The sequence below is a fragment of the Sphingobacterium sp. PCS056 genome, assembly GCF_023273895.1.
Lineage (GTDB): Bacteria > Bacteroidota > Bacteroidia > Sphingobacteriales > Sphingobacteriaceae > Sphingobacterium.
In genome coordinates, this window is the sequence record NZ_CP096883.1 from 3,237,698 (window position 1) to 3,260,901 (window position 23,204).

16 protein-coding genes are annotated in these 23,204 nt (G+C 40.1%); 7 read left to right on the top strand and 9 right to left on the bottom strand.

Annotated features, from left to right (window positions below; translation table 11 throughout):
* Positions 1–35 precede the first annotated feature (35 nt).
* The 4 genes from MUB18_RS13440 to MUB18_RS13455 are packed head-to-tail and all read left to right on the top strand — an operon-like array spanning position 36 to position 7,429.
* On the top strand, positions 36–3,683 hold the full coding sequence (locus MUB18_RS13440; protein ID WP_248753421.1) for a SusC/RagA family TonB-linked outer membrane protein: 3,648 nt from the start codon (positions 36–38) through the stop codon (positions 3,681–3,683).
* 15 nt (positions 3,684–3,698) lie between these two features.
* Positions 3,699–5,351: a SusD/RagB family nutrient-binding outer membrane lipoprotein gene (locus tag MUB18_RS13445; protein ID WP_248753422.1), complete on the top strand. Its 1,653-nt coding sequence runs from the start codon at positions 3,699–3,701 to the stop codon at positions 5,349–5,351.
* A gap of 28 nt (positions 5,352–5,379) precedes the next feature.
* A complete protein-coding gene (locus MUB18_RS13450) occupies positions 5,380–6,579 on the top strand; it encodes a purple acid phosphatase family protein (RefSeq protein WP_248753423.1) in 1,200 nt (399 codons plus the stop codon).
* Between the two features lies 1 nt (position 6,580).
* Positions 6,581–7,429 carry a glycerophosphodiester phosphodiesterase family protein gene (locus MUB18_RS13455; RefSeq protein WP_248753424.1) on the top strand — a complete coding sequence of 283 codons (849 nt, stop codon included), beginning with the start codon at positions 6,581–6,583 and terminating at the stop codon, positions 7,427–7,429.
* Positions 7,430–7,537: 108 nt separating this feature from the next.
* On the opposite strand, the gene MUB18_RS13460 is transcribed toward MUB18_RS13455, so the two are convergent.
* The 8 genes from MUB18_RS13460 to MUB18_RS13495 form a co-directional block, all read right to left on the bottom strand.
* Positions 7,538–8,377, bottom strand: coding sequence for an SDR family NAD(P)-dependent oxidoreductase (locus MUB18_RS13460; RefSeq protein WP_248753425.1), 840 nt, complete (start codon positions 8,375–8,377; stop codon positions 7,538–7,540).
* A gap of 72 nt (positions 8,378–8,449) precedes the next feature.
* Positions 8,450–9,358, bottom strand: a complete 909-nt coding sequence (locus MUB18_RS13465; RefSeq protein WP_248753426.1) for a helix-turn-helix domain-containing protein — start codon at positions 9,356–9,358, stop codon at positions 8,450–8,452.
* Between the two features lie 413 nt (positions 9,359–9,771).
* Positions 9,772–10,782 (bottom strand): purple acid phosphatase family protein, encoded by a 1,011-nt coding sequence (locus MUB18_RS13470; protein ID WP_248753427.1) that lies wholly within the window; start codon positions 10,780–10,782, stop codon positions 9,772–9,774.
* A 12-nt stretch (positions 10,783–10,794) separates the two neighbouring features.
* Positions 10,795–12,444, bottom strand: a complete 1,650-nt coding sequence (locus MUB18_RS13475) for a RagB/SusD family nutrient uptake outer membrane protein (protein WP_248753428.1) — start codon at positions 12,442–12,444, stop codon at positions 10,795–10,797.
* Between the two features lie 15 nt (positions 12,445–12,459).
* The gene (locus MUB18_RS13480; protein WP_248753429.1) at positions 12,460–15,486 is read right to left on the bottom strand and encodes a SusC/RagA family TonB-linked outer membrane protein; all 3,027 of its coding nucleotides are present in this window, start codon (positions 15,484–15,486) and stop codon (positions 12,460–12,462) included.
* 19 nt (positions 15,487–15,505) lie between these two features.
* Entirely contained in the window at positions 15,506–16,615 is a 1,110-nt protein-coding gene (locus tag MUB18_RS13485; RefSeq protein ID WP_248753430.1) for a FecR family protein, read from the bottom strand.
* Between the two features lie 163 nt (positions 16,616–16,778).
* Positions 16,779–17,303 (bottom strand): sigma-70 family RNA polymerase sigma factor, encoded by a 525-nt coding sequence (locus MUB18_RS13490; protein ID WP_248753431.1) that lies wholly within the window; start codon positions 17,301–17,303, stop codon positions 16,779–16,781.
* 163 nt (positions 17,304–17,466) lie between these two features.
* Positions 17,467–18,546: a hypothetical protein gene (locus MUB18_RS13495; RefSeq protein WP_248753432.1), complete on the bottom strand. Its 1,080-nt coding sequence runs from the start codon at positions 18,544–18,546 to the stop codon at positions 17,467–17,469.
* Positions 18,547–19,105: 559 nt separating this feature from the next.
* Here MUB18_RS13495 and MUB18_RS13500 point away from each other — a divergent pair.
* From MUB18_RS13500 to MUB18_RS13510, 3 genes are all read left to right on the top strand, one after another.
* Positions 19,106–20,410 carry a Gfo/Idh/MocA family protein gene (locus MUB18_RS13500; RefSeq protein WP_248753433.1) on the top strand — a complete coding sequence of 435 codons (1,305 nt, stop codon included), beginning with the start codon at positions 19,106–19,108 and terminating at the stop codon, positions 20,408–20,410.
* A gap of 459 nt (positions 20,411–20,869) precedes the next feature.
* Positions 20,870–21,226, top strand: a complete 357-nt coding sequence (locus MUB18_RS13505; protein WP_045755869.1) for a two-component system response regulator — start codon at positions 20,870–20,872, stop codon at positions 21,224–21,226.
* A 281-nt stretch (positions 21,227–21,507) separates the two neighbouring features.
* A complete protein-coding gene (locus tag MUB18_RS13510) occupies positions 21,508–22,227 on the top strand; it encodes a YoaK family protein (RefSeq protein ID WP_045755870.1) in 720 nt (239 codons plus the stop codon).
* A gap of 15 nt (positions 22,228–22,242) precedes the next feature.
* On the opposite strand, the gene MUB18_RS13515 is transcribed toward MUB18_RS13510, so the two are convergent.
* A complete protein-coding gene (locus MUB18_RS13515; protein WP_045755871.1) occupies positions 22,243–22,839 on the bottom strand; it encodes a methyltransferase domain-containing protein in 597 nt (198 codons plus the stop codon).
* Between the last annotated feature and the right edge of the window lie 365 nt (positions 22,840–23,204).

Below are 23,204 nucleotides of genomic sequence, written 5' to 3' on the forward strand. Positions count from 1 at the left end.
TTAGTTCATGTTAATATAAACATTAATGCAAATATATGTATAAAATTACGAAGCTCAGCACAGTTGCCGCTGCATTAGCTTTCAGCTCATATGTACCCATTTTGAAAGCTACTACTGCATCCGTAAATGTCCATAGTAGTCAAGTGAAATCACATGGAATCAATATCCATCTAAAAGCAGGAAATGCCTCTCAGGCCTTATTGCTGTTATCGGAGCAAACTGGTTTTGGCATCGGTTACGATAAAAAAGCGTTGCAATTAGAGAAAGTTGTTATAAAAGAGCGCGCCTTTCAAAATGCTAGTTTTGAAGAGGTACTGCGCTATATTTTGAGAAATACTCATATCCAGTCAAAAAAAGTAAACGGTGGAGTGGTTTTAGTGGCTGAACAAGCACAGCAAACTTTTAATGTGCGATTTCATGTCAACGATAATGCCGATAAGCCTATTGCAGGAGCTTCTATTAAAATAGTAGCCAACGGTCAAAGCATATTGACCAATGCTCAAGGTGATGCGCAACTGAAAGTTCCTGCGGGCATTTATACGATTTTGGTTACCCATATATCTTATGGGACCAAAGAAATAAGCGCCGTAAAGGTGGATGCTAATACTTCTGGCGTTCAGGAAGTTGTTTTAGAAGAAAACAAAAATGAAATTGGTGAAGTGGTCGTTACTGCCTTGGGAATCAAACGGCAGGACCGTTCGTTGGGTTATGCCGTAGGTACGATAAAGGGAGAAGATCTCAATCGGGTGAACAATGATAATTTTATGGTTGCTATGGCCGGAAAGGTTCCCGGCGTGTCTGTTAGTGCGACTGGCCCAACCGGTTCTTCAGTGAGCATGGTGATTCGGGGTGCTTCATCCTTAAGTACCGACAATCAGCCTTTATTTGTCGTTGATGGGGTACCGCTCATGAACAAGCTCAATAACATCGGTCAAATTGGTGATGATAACAAAGTCGATTATGGTAATGCGATATCCAATATCAATCCAGAGGATATCGAAAATATCTCCATCTTAAAAGGCCCCAGTGCTGCTGCGCTGTACGGATCTAGAGCTGGCAACGGTGTGGTTTTGATCACCACTAAAAGCGGTAAAAATGCCGAGAAAATGACCATAAACGTGACGAGCAATACCGTTTTTGATATTCCATATCGCTATATCGACTTGCACAATAAATTTGCAAGTGGCACTATGCCCTGGAAACCCGGAGATATCAATGGCGACCTTAAAATAGAGGAAGAGTCCAGTTACATGGTAGGACCTGCATTGGATAAAGGATATCAGGCCATTCAATGGAATAGTCCAATGAATGCGGATGGAAATCCGATTCCGACGGAATTAAAGTCTTACCCCAATAATATCAAGAATTTTGTCCAGACCGGCATAACGAGTACCAACGGGATTTCATTGGCTAATCGCAGTGAACGACTTGATTATCGGTTTTCTTATTCCAATATGAACAATAGGGGTATTGTACCTCATGCTGATTTGTTTAGAAATACGTTGAATATCAATGCAACGATGCGTTTGCGCGATAATCTTTCATTAGGTATGTCTCTGGATGCAAGCCGTAATAATGCTAACAACCGCCCAGCTACCAATCGTGGTACAAACCCGCTACAGGCGGCATATGAAGTTGCCCCGCATATTAATATCTTGGATTTGAAAGATTATTGGATGCCTGGACAGGAAGGGATACAGCAACGCTCCCAGTCTGTAGGAAATTTTAATAACCCCTATTTTCTTGCGTATGGCGTCAACAATGGTTTCGTACGTGATCGGGTATTCGGAAACCTGCGCTTAGATTGGAATATCCGTAAAGATTGGAGTGCGATGATCAGGTATGCGACAGATATTTACTGGGAGAATCGGGAAACCAAGATTCCGTACAGCTATACCAAAGAACCAAGAGGTGCTTATGGTATTGTCAATTTGATGAATCTGGAACAGAATATCGATTTTCTGACCACCTACAATAAAAAGATAGGCGATTTTCAAGGTACGGGTTCACTAGGTGGCAATCTGCGCTATTCAAAGGCAACTTCTGTTCAAAATACTTCCAAGCTTGGAGCTGGTCTAACCACTCCCGGTTTATATACGCTTTCCAATATCAGTCCGTTGAATCTGGATTTTGCGAGTATACTATCTGAGCGTGCGGTAAATAGCGTATACGGATTGGTTAACTTAAGTTATCGGGATATGGTATATCTGGACCTTACTGGACGAAATGATTGGTCGAGTACGCTGCCGGCTGCCAACCGTTCTTATTTTTATCCTTCCGCTTCGTTGAGCTTATTGGCAGACCGCATCTTGATGTTACCAAAAGAAGTCAGTTTATTCAAATTACGGGGCGGTATTGCGCGTGTAGGAAATGATACTGGAAGTTATAATCTATTTAATGTATTGAGCAATCCGGGGAGTTGGGGAGATGTGTTGCGCCTCACACGTTCTGGAAACCTCTTAATACCTGACCTGAAACCCGAACAGGCTACCTCCTATGAGGTGGGTACAGATATTGGCTTCTGGAAAAACAGATTGAAATTTGAAGGAACCTACTATACATTGGACAATAAAAATCAAATCATCTCTACCGCACTACCGAGTTCCAGTGGTTTTAGTTCGAGAAATATTAATGCCGGTCTACTGAGCAGTAAGGGGATAGAGCTGGCATTGTCTGGACGTCCTATTGAAAAAGAAAACTGGACCTGGGATCTAGGTGTTAATTGGCACCGTAACCGAACGCGTATTCAGGAACTTTCAGAAGGTGTTGAATTTCACACGTTCTGGACAGATGGACGTGGTGGAGCACGTACTTACGTTGGGGAAGAGATCGGCGATCTGTATGATTCTAAACTCGTGACTGTTGAAGATCCATCATCGCCTTACAATGGTTATCCTATATTGGATAAAAATGGTTCTTGGCAGGCCGTCCGTATTAATAATAGCCGCAATAAGATCGGTAATTTTAATCCTGATTTCAGTATGGGTATCCAGTCTTCCCTACGCTATAAAAAGTGGACCATGAACATCGCTGCCGATATGCGTTTTGGTGGTAAGTTTATGTCCCAGACTTACCGATATTTTGAATCGAACCTCACTACACAGCGATTTTTAGATCAGTTGATCAATCCGAATGGATTGACGGGGGAATCTTTACGTAACTATTTGATTGAAAATGATCTGGTGCGTGTGCAGGGTAATCGTTATCCTATTGTTGGCGGACCTGGTGATGAGTATGGTGGTTATCCAATAAATGTAGGCGGAACGGTCGGAAATTTTGGGGTGTTCAACCCAGGTGTCATTGCGGAATACGATGCCAAGGGAAATATCACGGGATATAAAGAAAATCTCGGAGGTGAGGGTACAAAATATATAGCTTATTCTGATAATTACCCTTGGGATTTTATGAATGCGGCAACATTTGACGCTTCATTTATTAAGTTGAGAGAGTTGTCTTTTAGCTATGACTTGAAAGGGAAATGGTTGACCCGTATGGGAATAAATGGCGGAAGTGTGGGTGTTTATACGCGTAATCTTATTTTATGGACAAAAGCCAATGTCGGTGTTGATCCTGAAATGGCTTTTCAGTCGGATACAGGAATTGGATTTAAGCAGGGTATCGAGAGGTATAACGTGACTCCCTGGGCAATGCCGATCGGATTTAAAGTTAATATCACTTTTTAATAAAAAGCTATAACGATGAACAATCATTTTAAAACTATAAAAATAGCCCTATTGGCATTGACGCTCAGTTTACAGATATCGGGCTGTAAAGATCTTACTGAAATCAACATCAATCCCAATGGTGTAAGTGAGGAGCAGGCAAATCCTAACCTGCTGTTGCCGACTATACTTGCTGGTACAGCTAGTAAATATAATGAACTCAGTTTTACAGATCTTGGAGGGGTCGTGCAGTACACGCAATTGGATGCCTGGTTTGATGCACACAATGATTATAAATGGACCGGTGGAATCTTAAGCTGGGATGCTTATTACGGCTATCTACGTGATAACGAGTTGATGCGTCGCCGTGCAGAAGAATTAGGACTAGACTTTCATCAAGGAGTTTCGCTGGTCATGCGTGCTTACCTCTTTGGACTGATCACCGATCTATGGGGTGATGCTCCATATACCGATGCGCTCAAAGCCGAAATGGGAGGGGTGCAGTACAATTTTCCCAAGTTTGATCGACAGGACGTGATCTATAAGGGCATAATTGAAGAACTGAAACAGGCAAACGCCTTGTTTTCAAAACCTAATGGCCGCTATGATGTTTTGGCAAGCGCAGATATCTATTTTGGAGGGAATGTGTCCAAATGGCGTCGCTTTGCCAACTCGCTGGCGCTTCGATATTATATGCGTATCGCTGAGAAAGAAAGTTCGTATGCCAGAAAAGGAATAGAAGAGATGGTCGCAAGTCCGACAGATTTTCCATTAATTACATCTGCGGAGGATGATGTGTTGATGGATTTTATGGGAAATAATGCAGCAGATTCCTGGCCCTCCAATACCGTTTTTGATGCCAGTGGAAGTAACTTCCGAAGAATGAAAATGTGTGCAACACTTGTCGACCGTTTACAAGAGCTTCATGACCCGCGTATCGCTGTATGGGCGAAAAAAGTAGAGATTCCAATTGAAATTCGCTCGACAGAGCCAAATGGAACGGATAAAATTGTAAATGGTAAACGTATTGTTTCTCCAGATGTAGTCAAAGGTATTGCTGTAGATGTAGATGTCGAATACGTAGGATTGCCACCTAGTGTTTCTAAAAACCCATCAGCTTATAATCTCAATCCTAGCCCGGGGCAGACTTCGATCAATCCACATGTCTCTTATCTGAATGATCGTTATAAAGCCGCTAAAGGTGGGATGCTGAAGGCTCGTTTACTTGCTGCATCTGAGGTGAATTTTATATTGGCAGAAGCTGCCAAGAAAGGATGGACCTTAGCAGGTTCTGCTAAGGCATACTATGAACAAGGGGTGCGCAATTCGCTTAAAAGTTGGGGCGTAGAAAATGATTATAGTGCCTATATTCAACAGCCTGGGGTTGCTTTTGATAATACATTGGCACAGATCATGGAACAGAAATGGATTTCGAATTGGACTACTGCATCTCAAGCTTGGTTTGACTATAGAAGGACAGGGCTTCCGTTGCTAAAGGCAGGTCCTGCAGCTAGCCGTTCACAACTACCCCTAAGGATACCCTATATGCAGAATGAAATGAGTGTCAATCAAAAGAATGCTGCAGAAGCTTTAGCACGTATCGAAAAGACAGCATACTCCCAAGCAGATAATGAAAATAGTGCATGGTCTAAGTCCTGGCTTTTGCAGGGAACTAATAAACCTTGGTAAAACATAGAAAAAACTAATAAAGATGATCATGAATATAAAAAATGTAATGGTATTATTGAGCTTGTGCTGTCTCACACGCATAAGTACGGCGCAAATTCAGAACCAAGGTGCCTATCCTGACCGTATGGTCCTGACTTGGTCCGATAATCCTGCTACGACACAATCCGTGACCTGGAGGATAAATAGCAGTTCCAATAAAATCATAGGACAGGTGGTTGAGGAGCAAAGCGGACCCGATCTGGAGCAGAGCGCACAAACAGTGACAGGGATCAAGAGTCAGTTAAAAATAGAGGGCAGTAGCCAACTAGATAGCTATGGACAAGTTACGTTTGCGCGATTGAAAGCGGGGACAGTATATGCTTATCGTGTAGGCGATGGGGAGAATTGGAGTGCGTGGAATCAGTTTCGTACGGCAGATCTAAAGGGTGGTTTTTCATTTATTTACCTGGGCGATGCACAGAATGATTTACGTTCGAAATGGTCCCGTTCCATTCGTAAAGCTTTTCAACAGGAGCCTAATGCACGTTTTATTGTTCATGCTGGCGATCTGATAAACCGTTCCAATAACGATAGCGAATGGGGTGAATGGCATGAAGGAGCAGGATTTATCCATCAGATGATACCTGCTGTACCCACACCGGGCAATCATGAATACCGCAGGGACTCTTTGGGGCAGCTGGTCTTAGATCCGCACTGGAAAATGCAATTTCATCTTCCTAAAAATGGACCTGCGGATATGCAGGATGCGGTGTATTACCTAGATTATCAAGATGTGCGCATGATCTCATTAAATTCACAATTAATCATGTTGGATTCTATTGCTGCTCAAAAACAAGAACAATGGTTAGCGGATGTTCTGGCATCCTCAAAAGCTAAATGGAATATTGTTGTGATGCATCATCCGGTTTATTCAACAGCAAAGAATAGAGATAACACGATTCTTCGTGAACGTTTTAGACCTATTTTCGAAAAGTATGGCGTCGATCTGGTTTTGCAGGGACATGATCATACCTATGCAAGAGGAACAGCTGGTCAAGTTCGTCCGGTATATCTCCTTTCAGTAGCAGGACCAAAGATGTATGGTTCTGATTCGGAACGTTGGATGGAAGTGTCAGGTGCGCAGACACAGCTCTACCAAGTTATTCGGGTGACTGACGAAAAGCTTTATTTTTCAAGTTATAAACTCAATGGGCAGCTGTTTGACTCATTTGAATTATCTAAGAAATAAAATGGAACATGCTATTCGTATATTTTTGATCGCATCATGTTTGTTGTTTTCAATGGTCTATGCACAGTCTGTGCGATTGTTAGCAGAGTTGGGCAAAAAGGACATCCATATTGCGGCACATCGAGGGGTGCATACACAGTATCCTGAAAATTCTATTCCAGCGATATTGGAGGCTATATCTTTAGGGGTTTCTATCGTTGAGATTGATGTCAGAAGTACAAAAGACGGCGTGCTACTCGTGATGCATGATGCAACAGTGGATCGTACCACTACAGGGAAAGGAACGGTCAGTAATCTAACTTATGCTGATATTCAGAAGCTTTATTTGCGCGAGACACCTCATGGTTCTGCTTCTCCATATCAGGTGCCTACTTTGCAGGAAGTACTTCGTATCTGTAAGGGTAAAATTATCGTCGATATCGATTTTAAGGAAGAGAATAAAAAATATATAGCAAACGCTTTTGACCTGATTGCTGCAGAAAATATGGTTGACGAAGTCTTGTTTTTTCTCTATGATCACCAAGATATGAAACACGTTTATTCGCTTCATCCTACGATCACCCTTTTTCCACGAGCAAGAAATAGGAAAGATTTGAATGCCATACTGAAGTCAAAGTTGACCTCTGTGGTGCATATCGATGCATCTTTCGAAAACGTTGAACACTTGAAAAAGCTTAAAGATCAGGGTGTCATCTTATGGATGAATAGTTTGGGTGATATCGATAAGCAAGCGCTTAGGCAGGGTAATCGTGTTTACGAACTGTTTCTAAAGGAGTATCCTTATATTAAGATTATTCAGACGGACTATCCAGCGCTATGGACCAAGATGTTAGGGAGTGAAAATAAATAAATGGAGCAATTATAAACACCAAGTGTCTTCTGTCATATGATAGAAGACACTTGGTGTTTTAAAAGCCTGTTTGAGGCTCTATGCTTTATTTGTGAAAAAATAATGTCATTATAGTGCCGTTGATAGGGTATAACTTTTCCATTGCTCTACATCATTGGTGAGAATATCTATCTTTTTATAAACAATATCATACGCATCGCTTCCCAAAAACAAATGTACGGGTGGATTTTCTGATTTGCTTATGGCGATTAATGCATCGGCTGCTTTATCAGGATCATTGGGCTGATGGCCATCAATATCGTTCAAGTGTGCTTGTTCAGATTGACGGGCGGCTTCGTATGCTGCTATCGTATGCTGCGGAGTCTGGACAGATCCTTTAGCTAGAAAATCGGTGCGAAAATATCCTGGATATACGACCGTTGCCTTTATTCCAAATCCTTTTACTTCTTCAGCTAGACTTTCTGTTAAACCCGCAACAGCAAATTTAGTGGCACAATAAATTCCCCAACCTGCAAATCCCCCCGAAAAACCACCTATCGAAGCAATATTAAAAATATGTCCCGATTTATGTTGGCGTAAATAAGGCATCGCGTTTCTAATGATATTTAAGGAGCCGAAGACATTGATGTCAAAACTGCTTCTCGCTTCTTCGTCCGTTAATTCTTCTAAAGTGCCTATTTGTCCAAAACCTGCATTGTTAACGATAACATCTAGCTTTCCAAAATGAGTCATACTCGTTGCAACTGCATTTTTTACATCCTCGTTGTCGGATAAGTTTACTTCTATTGGTAAAAATAAATCCGATACATCACCAAGCTCTTGGATCAAAGCGTGTTTATTCCGAGAGGTGGCAATTACCCTAAATCCTTCTTTTAATAATTTTTTCACTAGTGATAAGCCCAAACCTTTTGAAGCTCCTGTGACTAACCATACTTTTTTTGTATTCATCGTTTTGATTTTTATGATAATACAAATGTAAAATGATGCTCAAGAGTAGGATAACGAAAAGCTAACAATAACTTACGAAATTCTAACATTTCTAAATTTCGTGGGATTAATTTCTAAATGTTTTTTGAAGAAATTATTGAAATGCGTCACTTCGGTAAAGCCTAATGCAAAAGCAATTTCAGATACATTCCAATCGGTTTGGACTAAAAGAACTTTGGCTTCTTGTAGCAAGCGTTCGGCAATGATTTGGGTGGGAGTTTTATGGGTGATTTCTTTGACTGCTCTGCTCAAATGGTTGACATGCACTGCAAGTTGACCAGCAAAATCAGATGCAGAACGAAAATGTACCCTTTGTCTGGTATCTTCAATAGGAAATTGTCTTTCTAGTAATTCCAGAAACAAAATAGCGATACGATGTGAAGCATTGATTTCCTGTTTTTCGATCTTTTTTGCGGGCTGCATTTTTAAGGTTTGATGCAGAATTTCAAACACCAAATTTCGCAATGCGTCGTATTTATGTACATACTCCGAATCAATTTCTTCGAACATAGTCAAGTAGATATGCTTTATCTTTTCGGTTTGTTCGTCGCTAAGTTCAAAAATTGGAGTTCCATTAGGCTGGAAGACTTCATAATTTCTTAAGTTTCCGAAATGATGAAAAAATGAAGGCGTAAACACACAGAAAAAACCGGACTGCTCGTCATCAATTGATTCCCAATTATAGGGGATCTGAGGGTTGGCAAATAAAAGTGCTTGCTTTTTTATCTCGATTTCCTTATCGGCATAATAAATTTTGTTTTTGCCAATAATTAAGCTGATTTTATAATAGTCTTTCCTACTGTATGGTACCGGTTTGGCATGGCTACCTACAAAATCATCTAATCTAAATACATTAAAATGGCCAATCTCTTTCCGGATATTATCAGGCACCCAATTGAGCTTGGTCTTATAAAAATCTTCGATTGATTGTGTCTTTTCCATTTTTCAAAGTTACAAAAAACAAACAAATGAAAGCGTGCTCGTTTTTCTATAATAGTCTTTAATCCAGACTTCATCGTATCTATTTGAAAAATTTTGATAGATACAATTGGTATAAATACGTTAGCTATTGATGTCCTAGCAGCATTTTTAGCGATCATGAAAAGGGGTGCAATGGATGATGAGTTTAACAAGATCAAGAAAAATTTAGCTTAGCAACACTATGTATCACCAAATTGGATATTATTGCAACTGTTGAAGAGATGGGTCAATATGGAAAAATAGGAGTCTGGTTCTAAAAGGCGTGAGAGTGGTTTTTATGTAAAATAATCTATAATTTTTAATTAAGGTATGGAAAAAAAGGAGATACAAAATCTGTATCTCCTTGTATTACTAGATTGTTTTATTGCTCCTGTTTACGGTGTATCGATAGAAAGGATGGTGCTATAAATAACGTTTCCTTGGTGGTCGATGCACTGCACCTGTAATCGATCCTGATTTAGGGAGAAGTACATAAACCCATAAATAGAGGCCTCAAAGCGACTATAACTTAAACCCTTTTTAACGGGAGTCACTTCAGAACCGCTTCCTGAAATAAACTGATGAAAACAATTGTTATCCATCTTTAAATGCTGCATAGAATGTTCGTGTCCAGACAGGTATAATGGAATCCGATGTTTGGTTAACAAGGGTTGCAAGACCTTCCTGACGGCTAATGTATCATAGTTCTCCGTGCGTGGACCTGCCGTATATAGCGGATGATGCCCCACTACAATCTTCCATTTTGCTTTAGAAGATTGAAGGAGCTCATCTAGCCAAGCGATTTGTTTTTCAGGTTGTTGACCCGTCACATGGGGCCCATATTCGCTATTCTGATAGAATTCGGGTATCAATGGATTGGTGTCTATAAAAGCGAAAAGCACCTCGACGTCATCCTTGATCTTAAATGTTTTGCTATAATAACGTGCTGGCATCTTCCACCTCCGGCTAATGCTGCTGTAGCGTATCTGGGCATCTGGATCTGACTTGTAATCATGATTTCCCAAGATCGGATACCAATCCCATTGTAAAGAGAAATCGGTATAGACATTTTCAAATGAATAATGCCATAGCGGATCGTGTTCGCTGGCAACACCTGAAGGATAAAAATTATCACCTGTCGAGATGATAAAATCATTGGGATGTTCGCTGGCCCATTTGCCCATTTGCTGTGCCACCTGGATCTGATGATCAGCACCATTGCGTCCCCAATCGCCAACAGCTAAAAAATGCAGATCATACTCGTCTCTTAGCAAAGCGCGGCTATCGATATCTGCGCTTTCTATTCTTGTTGTTGATCCAGCAACTATAGGACCTAAAGGTAAAGCAGAAAGTCTACTGACCATAGCAGTACTCAAGGTACTGATGACAAATGCTCTTCTTTTCATGTTCAACTGTGATTAGTACCCGTTATTCTGTTTCCATTTTGTATTCACTTCCATCACAGGTCTTGGGATAGGAAATATACGGCGGAAGCGTTCTGAATATCCTGCGCTGTATAAAGATTTGAATCCCCAGTCTTCCTCAAATTTGCCAAAACGGATCAAATCATTTCTGCGCCAAGATTCATCAGAAAATTCCCTTGCTCGCTCGTCCAGTATATCGGTTAAAGTAGGTGGAGCAGTTAATGCAGGAGCATGGACATAGGCACGTATTTGATTCATGAGCGACATGGGTGTTTCCCCATTAGTAGGTGCTGCACCCCGCAAGATCGCTTCGGCTTTCATCAATAAAATATCGGCATATCGGAAGATCGGCACATCGTTACTTTGGTTTCTATTATTTGCAGCCGTGACGTTTACATCCATGTAAAATTTAACCGACCGGTAGCCCATTGATCGCCCTTTTTGATCATTACCTGCATTGAGTGTCGGACCCCCATCTGGGCGAAGTTTGATTTCTTTGGTCGTTTCCATATGCCAGTCAAAAGTGACATTAGCATCGCTTCCGGCATAGTCTTGATCGATCCCTTTTTTAGAAGTTTTGATTAAAAATGGACGTGTTAAATCTGGAGTATAGTCAGACCAATAATATTGAAGTCCACCCATGTAAGCCGCATTTCTGTCATCACCCGTCAGGTTGAATTTGGCTAGAAAAGTAGGTAATACGCGAAATGTGCCGCCTACGCTTTGTGGTAGTTTGGCAAATTGATTTTGTCCGCTGCGGTGTATCCAAAAGCGTGCATAATTCATTCCTTGCTGTTTCTCTCGATCGAAAGGCATAGCAAATATGAAATCTTTGATCTGCGGTCCATTGTCGGGACGGAATTTTTCCATGAACTTGTGGCTGCTGAGGTTAAATTGACCAGACCCAATAATGTCATCGCACATCGCTACTACTTGTGCTAGTTTTTCATTGGGCATGCTTGCGGTGTAGTTTGCGACATCACTCGAAGTATATACGGCCCAATTGAGGTATAATTTGGCTAACAAAGCATCTGCCATGTAACGTGTTGCTTTACCATATGTGGAGGCAGAAACTTCTTTGGGCAAACGATCTCGAACAGCTAATAATTCGGTGGAGATGAAGTTGGCAATTTCAGATCGTGAGGAGCGATCTGGAATTTGATCAACCTTGCCGGTGATCAGTGGTGCTCCTCCAAAATTGTCCATCAATATAAAGTAAAAGTAAGCTCTCATGGCGCGCATTGGTGCGGCTTTATCACTTTCATTATCCCCAAAAATAGCCAGTACATTGTTGGAAAGATTGATACCGGACATAGCTGCATTCCACATCGTTGGCAGGATGGCATTATCAGGAGTCCAATTATGGACGTGGAGTTCGCGGAATCGACCACCATCATACCAATCGGTACCCAAAGAAAGGCTTACGGCTTCGTCAGAGGATAGGGTTTGCGCCATCCAGTGATTGTTGCCTAATGCAGCTCGATATGCAGCATAAACATCTGCTGATATGGCTTCTGCTGCTCTATCACTAGTTGGAAATTCGGTATACTGTGATTTGATGTCTACATCTAAATCGGTACAGGCAACTAAAGTTGCCGCAAATGCAGATAGGGTAAAAAGACGTAAATATGGTTTTGATTTCATGATAAAATATGCTGATTATAAGTTAAAGTTTACACCTAACAGGATGGTTCGGGTGCGTGGATAGGTCTGCCTGTTATCAATACCAGGGGTGAGGCCACCAAGATCCACTTCAGGATCTACCCCCTTATAGTTGGTGAGGACAAATACATTGTTCATGGTAGCATAAAGCTTGATGTTTTTCAATTGGCCACCGATATTTCGAATGTTGTAGGACAGTCCGAGGTTGGCTAAGCGTAGGTAATTGCCATTTTCCAGATAACGGTCTGATAAATAGTGTGCATTGATATCGGTTGCTTTTTCCGTCTCGATCACACTGGCTAGGAGGTTTTTCTGACCGGCATTGCCCACAACATTGGAATGGCGTGCTCGTGTCGCATTCATGACCTTGTGACCAAATACTCCTTGAAACATACCGGTTAAAGCAAAGTTTTTGTAGGTTAACGTATTGTTCCATCCTAAAGTTAGCTTTGGTTGCGCACTTCCGGTGATGGTGCGATCTTTATTGGTTGGCGTGATGGTGGTTTCACCTGTCCTTTGTTTGGTTTGTGCATCGCGTACATAGAAGGTTGATATACCTGCATCATTATAACCAGCCCATTCCCACGTGTAGAACTGACCAATTGGGGCACCCTCTTGAAGCCGTTGCTGAAAAGCATTACTTTGACCGGCTCCACCTAAGTCTGCTAAATCTACATAGTCAGTCGAAAATTCTTGGTTGGTAATACGGGTTACTATATTTTTATTATGGGATGCCACGATGCCTGTGTTCCAATTGAAATGTGTTGATTTTACCGGAATAGCATGGAGGGAGAGCTCGATTCCTTTATTATTGATTTCACCGACATTGGCTGTTAATGATCGATACAAATACTTGGTCGTGGAAACGGCATAATCATAAATGAGGTCCGTGGTGTTTTTATCGTAAAATTCTAATGTACCACTTAATCTATTATGGAGAAATGCGAAATCTAGACCTAGATTGAGCATCCCAGTGCGTTCCCATCGTAAATCTGGGTTTGAATTACGAAGCGCTGCGAGCGTCCGAAGATCGTTGCCGAAAGCATCGGTGTAGAAACTTGATGTGGCGCCGTAGACTTGTCTTGCGGTAAATACATCGAAGCCCAAAGAATTGCCGCTGACGCCATAACCAGCACGCAATTTAAGATCATCGAAGAAATTCATATCACGAATAAAGGATTCTTCGGATAGTCTCCATGCTCCCGAAATGGAGGGGAAAGTCGCCCATCTGTTGTTGGCTCCAAATGCCGAAGATCCATCTCGTCTTACTGTAGCTTGAAAAAGGTACTTATTGTCATAAGCATAATTTACTCTTCCATATACAGAGATCATACGTAATGTCGAAAGGTAATAGTTACCAAACCCCAAGATATCCACAACATTGGCCATACCTGGATTATAATAGCTTAATCCATCATCGTAATAGTCCGAAGTCGTCAACTGAAACCCATCATTATTATTGTTTTCTTCCCAGGAATAACCGGCTAACGCTGAAAACTTGTGTACATCTCCAAATGTGCGATCAAAGCTCAGGTTCATCTCCATGATCTTGCGTTCATCTTCTACTGCAGCGCGGATAGATTTTCCATTTTGATTACGTGCTGCCATGGATAAACTAGAATAGTATTGCGCATTGTTATACTGACGGTTCTGTAAGGAGAGGTCAATGTTATAGGTCAGGCTGGGCAATATTTTATAACCGACTTTGGCATGCGCTTGTATCATTTTGCTTTTGGTATAGTTCGTATTCTCTTCTATCAATGACACGGGATTAACATATTGAGAACGATCTGTTTTTTCAAACCAAGCACCAGATTCTGTCCGGACCGGAGATACGGGTAAATAATAATACATGGCATCGTATACACTTAAGCCATCGCCAAGCGCTAGGACATCATTTTGTTTGGTGATACTGGTATTGATATTGAAAGAAGCAGTCAGGCGATTGTCCAGTGCTTTGGTTTGTACAAATCCACGCGCGATCTGGCGGCCTAAATCTGTTCCTTTGATCACACCATTGTTTTTAAAGCTATTGAGGCTGGCACTATATTGCGTTGTCTCTGTACCACCGATAAGGGATACATTGTGATTATTGGATATGCCCGTACGTGCTACCTCGCGTTGCCAATCGGTATTTTCAGCGAGGTCATCTGTAGGTTCCATCGAAAATTTGTTGTCAGCAATATACTGTCTATACTGCGCTCCGGTCATCATCTCATACCGTTTAGCGATTTTGTCTATTGCCAAATATCCGTTGTAACTGATACTTGCCTGTCCAGCTTTACCGCGTTTGGTCGTCACGATAATTACACCATTGGCGGCTTTGGATCCATATATAGCCGTTGCCGATGCATCGCGCAAGACATCGATCGACTGGATGTCGTCTGGTGCCACAAGCGCAAGTGATGCCCCAGGCACTCCATCGATCACATAATACGGTTCCATTGCTTCTCCACTTCTTAAGGTCGAAGCGCCACGCAAACTGACCGAAGGTGCGGCATTGGGATTACTATTGTTGGTAGATATGGTCAATCCCGGTACTTTACCCTGAAGCATCTGAGCAGGAGAGGTCATGACACCAACATTCATATCTTCTGCTTTGACGGTCGTAATGGAACTGGTAAGATCTTTTCGGGCGATACGGCCATATCCGATAACCACCTCATCCAATGTCGTTGCTGTGGGGGTAAGCTTGACACTTAATGCCAATGGTTTTCCAGGTTGGACACGGTAACCGGATAGGGTATCTGATCGAAAACCTACCGAAGAAAATATAAATTGATAGGGACCACCTTCGGGCAGATTGCGAAAAGAGAAAAGTCCTTTTTCGGAAGAACTTGTCGTGAAAGCTTTACCCGATTCCCGATGAAGGGCTTTAATGCTGACTCCAGATAAAAACTTGCCATTTTCATCTTGTGTTGCTCCCTTTACTTGTTCCTGCTGTGCTTGTACTTGGGTAAACCCTGCAGTAAACAGTGCAAAGAATAACATGCTTTTTCTGAATTGGTTCTGTTTGTTAAACATGATTTTATTAGTAATTGATTTATGGATTGATAAGCTGATCGGTTATGGATTCTTTTTGACGATAGATGGTATAAGAACCATCCGGTTCTTGCACATAACGCAGGTCATTGATGAGACAGATCACTGTCAGTACTTCTTGCAGTGTTTCGTGCTGTGGATCGATACTGCCTGTATATTGGATGTTAGCTACGTCTTGCTCACCTATTTCTATTGAAGCGTTATAGGTCGTATTGAGGGTAACAAAAACCTCAGACAATGGAATATTGTTGAGTTGAAGTAAAGTAGGGCTTGTCTTATTCTGGTCAGGAGTACTGATCGCTGTTACTGCTTGTTTAATAACACCCGCATGATGCGCTATGATATGCATCTTCGTATTAAAATATAGCGATTCTCCGCTGTTTTTTAGGAATACATTTTCAAATGCAGGGTGCTGAGCGGTTGAAGCAACGACAACTCTTCCGGTATGGAGTGTCACAGATATATGTTTTGCTTGTTTGCGTGTATCAATAGTAAAAGAGGTGCCCAGAGCAGTTGTTTTTGTTCCGCTAGCGTATACGCTAAAGGGACGTGAGGCATCTTTTGCAACTGAAAAATAGGCTTTCCCATCTAAGTAGATGATGCGGTTCTGGTTGCTGAAATGTTTTGGATAACGGATTGTACTTTGCGCAAATAATCTAACTTTAGAGCGGTCAGGCAAAGTATGTGTCTGGATGGATGTCTGGTTGTTGATTAATGAAATCCAGATCGTATCCTCTTTAATACTTGTTTTTTTTTGTTGCTCGACTAGATTAGGACTGTTGATATAAGTAGCTGGTTTTATCCAAAACCAAATACCTAATGATAACAATACGATGACCGAAGCAGCGGCATAATAGGTAACCCGTTTGAGATCAATTTTGCTATTGGAATGCTGTTCTAGAGGTTTACTTTCCTTGTTGATTCTGTCACGGATGTACTGTGCCATTTTAGTTGAGGGAGTGATCTGAGTAGGATCTCCTTCATGGGACTGCCATTCTTGATCAGGAAATATATCTTCAATGATGGATGGATCTTTCCATAAATATTTTCGGATAAATTGCTTTTCCACACTTTTCTGCTGATTGCCTGTTTTCTTTTTTCTGAACCTCATAATAGCATTACGTGGTTCGACAGGCTATCCCTAGCGACTTAACAATTATTTAATCTAGGATGGATGGAATACGGAAGTATTTGTAATTTTATTTATCTTATTATGAATAAGTTAATGGTTGCGAAATGGAGTGTCTAATTTGTGTAAGATACCTATATGTCACCTAGAGCATAATCGAATATATATGCTGTTTGAGTTGCATAAGCGCTTTGCCAATATGGTGTTCGACCGTTTTTGGGGAAATGGAGTAGAGCTGAGCAATTTCTTTATGCGTGAGTCCTTGTTTACGACTCAATTCAAAAACAATACGACGCATTTTGGGCATATTTTCGATGTCCTGCTCCATGATCTGCAAGATATCTTTACTTTCGATAGCAGTTATCAAACTGTCGGTGAATGGGGTATTTGCCGATTCGCCTTCATACTTAAAACGGTTAGACTCTTTTCGGAGCAAATCGATCATCACTTGTCTAGCCATTCCAAAAATTTGGATATGAATGCCCAGTTGTTCGTTCAATTGGTTTCGTTGCTTCCATAATTTGATGAACGTAAGTTGTGTTACTTCCTCAGCAATGTATTCGGAACGGGTTTTTAGTAGAATAAAGCTATAAATTTGGGTATGATATTGGTCATAGACCTGAGTGAAAATTTGATGGTTATCTTCTTTTATTGCTTTAATATGTTCCATACCTGAGCAAAGGTAAATTGTCCTTGCGGCATATTTATTAAGCGAATATTATGATTTTGTAAAGAATCTATCCATTTAAATTTTGATCAGGATACTCATCCATCCTGATGTATGGTATACTTTGCCATTGATCAGGATGGATGAGTGAGACTGTTTTAAGTCATTAATACCTAACTTGTAAGACTATTTCTCCTAGATCGGCTAAATCTTCTTGTGTTGTGAAGACCACACGACCTTTTTTTGACAATACTTCCCAAGCGATATTACTCACAATATCATCAACTGCATTTTCGTGGTTTGTATCTTCTACTAGATCAAAAGTTCTTTCGTCTAGCATGACCACTGGTTGCGCAAAATCATTATGAACGATCAGAAGCTCTCCGCGACCATCTAATGCCGCTTGATAGATTTCTTGTAAGTCGGTCAGTACTTTACCTGTCCCAACAGCTTCTTTCATCTGACTGATGGCTTGTGTGCGTTCTTGCTGTTGTAGGGATTCAATAATCTTCCAAGATTGTTTGACGATTTCATGAGGAGCTACATGATTATAATTGATTGCGGCATGACCAATATAAGCAGCTGGTATATCGGCTACCTGTTGTAGTTTGCTGTAATTATCTTCTGTAGCAATCACGATGCAGGGCAATCCAGTTTCGTGGTGCACTTTTACGAATGCTTTATCGACATGATTTAGATACTCGCGCACCATGTTGTCCACTTTCCGGGCATTGCTGCCCTGGTCTGCATTTTCAACTTGAAGTGTATTTTCAGCAAAAGGAAAGTCATCATTAGTGATTTCACCGATTATGCTATCATTGACGGCCTCATAAATATGTACACCACTCTGAGACAGTAACATCAATACATAATTGGTACTTCTATTGTTGGATTTGATGAGTGAGCGTACAGCAAATCTTTCGGCGATATGGACACCTTGGTGGCTGGTCTGCCATGCGGATTTTATAATTTCTTCGGTATCATTGGATAGAAAAATATGTAAACTGTCCAAGCTATAATTGAGATCAATTTTAGCACTTATAGTCTGTATTTTTTCTAATAGTGGTGCGATCGTTTTTTTATCAAACTCTGAAGTCAATCGATCCTCGGCTTCTTTAAGTAAATTTTTCAATGAAACTGCATCTGTCAGGTTGTCGGGATGCGTACGATGTGTATTCAGTGATATGGTTACACAAGGAATACTTTTTACATTGGCGATTTTCTGTAATTGTTCTTTTAATATCATAACTTTTACATTTTATTAATCAGAAATTTAATTTAAAACTGATATTTGTTGTGTGTTTTGTTAATATAGTTAAAAAACACTTCATACCCAAGAAAGTTTGGGTATTTAACTTTATCTTAACAGGGAAAAGATCTTGTTGCTGAATGTGTAGATGAGCAACGATAAGGTGTATTTATGGGAGCAGAGTTAAGGTAGTTGCAAATTAACCAGAGATACCAGTAGTATGTTAGGAACGACAGGGATATGAGGGCATGATGGCTAATATTTTTAATGATGTGGATCTTCATTCAGGTGCATATCTTTAAGGTACTGATTTTGAAAATAAATTAATAGCCCTGTAAAGATTATTTAATTGCGGTTTTAAAATAGGCTGATCTTGTATGATAGGGCAGCGTTCCCAAACTTGACCTGGTACAGTTTTATTATTTTTTTGTTTTTGTTAAATAAAATACGGTTCTTTATATATTAAATGTCATTGAGACATATAAATTGAACTGATGCACTGACCTCTGTGCGTTCGTTCGAAGACCAAAAATAAACGAACAAACTGCAAACGATTATGAATAACACATCAAGAAGAAAGTTTATTAAAAATTCAACAGCCGTTGTTACAATGGCTGGATTGACGGCTATATTTCCTAAACTATATGCTGGAGTAGGGGATGATCGTAAGATCCGTGTTGCCGCTATTGGTATCAATGGTATGGGCTGGTCCGATCTTAATGCCCTATTAAAGCATTCTGATGTGGTCTGTACAGCGCTTTGTGATGTTGATAACCATGTCCTTCAGAAGCGGATAAAAGAACTTAGAGAAAGAGGCATTACCGCTACAGGTTATACAGACTATCGTGATGTATTAAAAAGTAAGGACGTGGATGTGGTGGTGATCGGTACTCCTGATCACTGGCATTGTTTACAGATGATAGAAGCATGTCAGGCAGGAAAGGATGTTTACGTTGAAAAACCCTTGGGCAATTCGATCGCAGAATGCCGCGCGATGATGGTAGCTGTAGAGAAAAATAAATCAATTGTACAAGTGGGACAATGGCAACGCAGTCAGCAGCATTTTAAAGATGCTGTGGCTTTTGTACACTCTGGTAAGTTGGGTAAAATACGTCTGGTAAAAGCATGGGCATACCAAGGATGGATGAAAAGTATTCCGGTCAAGCCAGATGGACCAGTCCCTGCTGGTGTCCATTACGATCTGTGGTTAGGTCCAGCAAAGAAACAGCCTTTTAATCCAAATCGTTTTCATTTTGATTTTAGATGGTATTGGGATTATGCAGGTGGATTAATGACGGATTGGGGTGTTCATATGCTTGATTATGCACTACTGGGAATGAAAGCATCCACACCGATTTCAATTATGGCTTCTGGTGGAAAATTTGCTTATCCGCAAGATGCTGCCCAGACTCCTGATACTTTGACAACGGTCTACGAATTTGAGGGTTTTAATATTCAGTGGGAGCATGCTACTGGTATTGACGGAGGTCCTTACGGAAAGGACCATGGGGTGGCATTTATTGGAAATAACGGAACATTAGTACTGAATCGGAGTGGTTGGGAGGTCATACCCGAAAAGGGACGTATGGAGGGGGTTGCTTTTCAACGTGCCGTGGATGATGGATTGGACCTGCATGCCGTTAACTTTATCGAAGCCGTTAAAAGTAGAGATTCATCTACTTTAAACTGTCCTGTGAAAGCAGGTGCTGAAATTGCAATTTTCTCACAAATGGGTAACATTGCATACCGTACAGGAAAGAAAATTTATTGGAATCCAGATACGTGGTCTTTTGGTATGGCTGAGGCTGATCAATTAATTTCGGCAGCTTACCATAATGGATACCGCTTGCCAAAAGTTTAAGTTTATCCTTAACTATTGTGTTTGTGGCAGAGCACTTTAATATGCTCACACAATGACAATCTGGAGGGTTCTCATAAAAGCTATTCAATCTTAAGAATTGTGATCGATCAATAAAATTAGCAAAGAATATCTTTAACTGTGTTGATGTAAGGACATGTACAGTTAGAGAATTATGGATAATATCAACTTGAGGAGATTAATTGTTCAGTATGCTGATGGTTTCTTTCTAAAAACAGCGTGTAGATCTACATAAAAAAATCATTAAATAAGAGACATTTTGGATCGTTTTCTTATTTAATGATTTTTTTGTTTGATTGCTATTGGGATCGGATTTATAGTAAATACTAATCGCATTCTTTATTTGGTTGATTTTTACTATTTATGATGTTTATGTTTTGTTTTTCAGGGGCTTTAGAATATTGAATTATAACTTTATATTTGTAAAAAAATGGTAGCGGTATGAAAAAGAAAGTTGTGCTTATTCAGGATGACGAAGATATTCTAGATATAATGGATGAAGTATTGAAAGATGAAGGTTTTGAGGTTACTTCATCGTTATCAACTGAGCCCATTGAGAAGATTGACGAGATCGATCCTGATGTTGTAGTCGTGGATGAGCATATCAGGGGCAGTAAAAAAGGTTCTGAAGTTATTGAGCAGCTGAAAAGTGATGCAGAAACGGAAGATATTTCTGCTGTGTTAACATCGACATCTTATGACTTACCTCAAAAGGCAAAAGACTGCAAAGCCGATGATTATATTGAAAAACCATTTGATCTGGATCATATGGTTGATGTGGTGAAAAAAAATTCTTAATTGTACAATGGCTTCTTTATCTTCAATTGAAGCCATTTTATTTTGATGCTACTTGAAAGATCGATTTAGATCCATAACTGGAAATTTAAATGATTAAAAAGTTTTTATTGAATATTTCTTACAACAAGTGAGATCTCAATAGAGAAAGAAGACTTAGATTAAGTTTAAAAAATGTAGTTTTGAAGGTGTGATCTAAGCCTTTCTTTCTTTTAATCTAAAGAAATTATTGCACTCCAAAGCTAGGGCAGGGCTAGATTCCTTATATATTTATATTCATTATTATGTTTAGGCATCGAGATAGGGGACGTACTTTTGTCCATAATGTGCAACTGGCGGCATTATTGTCGATTGTTGCTGGTGTGGTGAATATCGTGGGGGTTTTGTCTTTTAAGACATTGACAACAAATGTGACCGGACACTTCGCTTTTTTTTCAGAAGAACTTTTTTCAAATAATTATGGGTTAGCTTTTTTAAGCATCATCTATGTCATTTCATTTTTCTTGGGCGCATTTTTAGCGAATACAACCATGGAAATGACTTCCAGAGGTGCGGCTCATTATTCTTATATGCTACCGCTCTCTATTGAAATTTTTCTCCTCGTACTTGTTGCTTTTTCACCCGCTGACTATGCTGTTGTGCTCTCCTGTGTATTATTGATGGCTATGGGGCTACAGAATGCACTGGTGACAAAAATATCAGGTTCGGTGGTACGTACCACTCATCTAACAGGGTTGTTTACAGATCTAGGAATAGAATTATCCCAAATGATTTTCTATAAAAAAAGCAATGAACGTAAGCGCCTAAAACGTGCTATCCTGCTCAAAGCAATTATTATCGGAGGTTTTTTTTGTGGAGGAATAATAGGAGCATTGATGTATGGATGGTTTGATCGAAGAACGTTGTGTCTACCGATATTTATTTTATTGGTGGCGCTTTATAATGACCGAATGCTATTGGGTTATTATAGATTCATAAGAAAACATCAGAGCAATCATCATTGATCAGGCGAAATCTAGTTATTTGATTTTTGTCCAAAAATTGAGTAGTCCACTACAGGCTGTTTTATCCAGATCGAAACTCGTGGGAATCTCATCCCATCCGCTCCAATAAGAAACAATTCGTGTACCGATCGGCATTTGTACGAGTTGTTTTCTAAGGTATTCGGTATAGGCATGATAGAGCTCTTTGTCGGGTATGATATCGTGATCTATCGGACAAGATGTATCCATATTTTCATAAAAAGAATTGTAAAAATAAAAAGCGTCATAATCTGCAAAAGAGATTTGATCAATGTTTGCATGAATAAATTCTACGTTATCAATAGCATGTTTTTGTGCGATTTCATTGGAAATCTGGACCAGTGATTGGCGTTGTTCAACTCCATAAAATTTACCTGCTGTACAAGATGCCCCAACAAGACAAAATTTGCCTGCACCCGCACCTATATCTAAAACCTTGTCATTTGGGTGCTGTACCAAATAGTTGGCGGCCATCTTTGCAACATCCACCGGAGTCCAATGTCTTTGTGCTAATTTTTTTATGTTAGGGGGGTATAAATCGTTAAATGTACTATCATCAACATTTACATCTGATCTCAATGCTTTAAAAATCATTTGTTTTTGTGGTTATGAATTAATAGGATGATCCAGTAAATAGATGGGTCCTATCATTTATGTAAGCTATTCGTGTTAAAATTCTTTAAGTAGATGATTATCGGTTCAGGACTCGTCATTAATTGTATTTTTAGCTGATTTCATCATCTAAATTTGCCGATAGACACTTCTTGTATTTCTTTATGAATATCATTTTCAAATGTTCTCGTGGATTTGTATGGATGCATCCAACGGTATCAGCTCCATCACGGATATTTAATTTTACTAAATTACAATAATATATTTTGCCTACAACCATTATGCTGCTACTTTAGATTGAGAAATAGTCTTTTTACAAAAATAGCGAAACAACATAAGATTTAAAA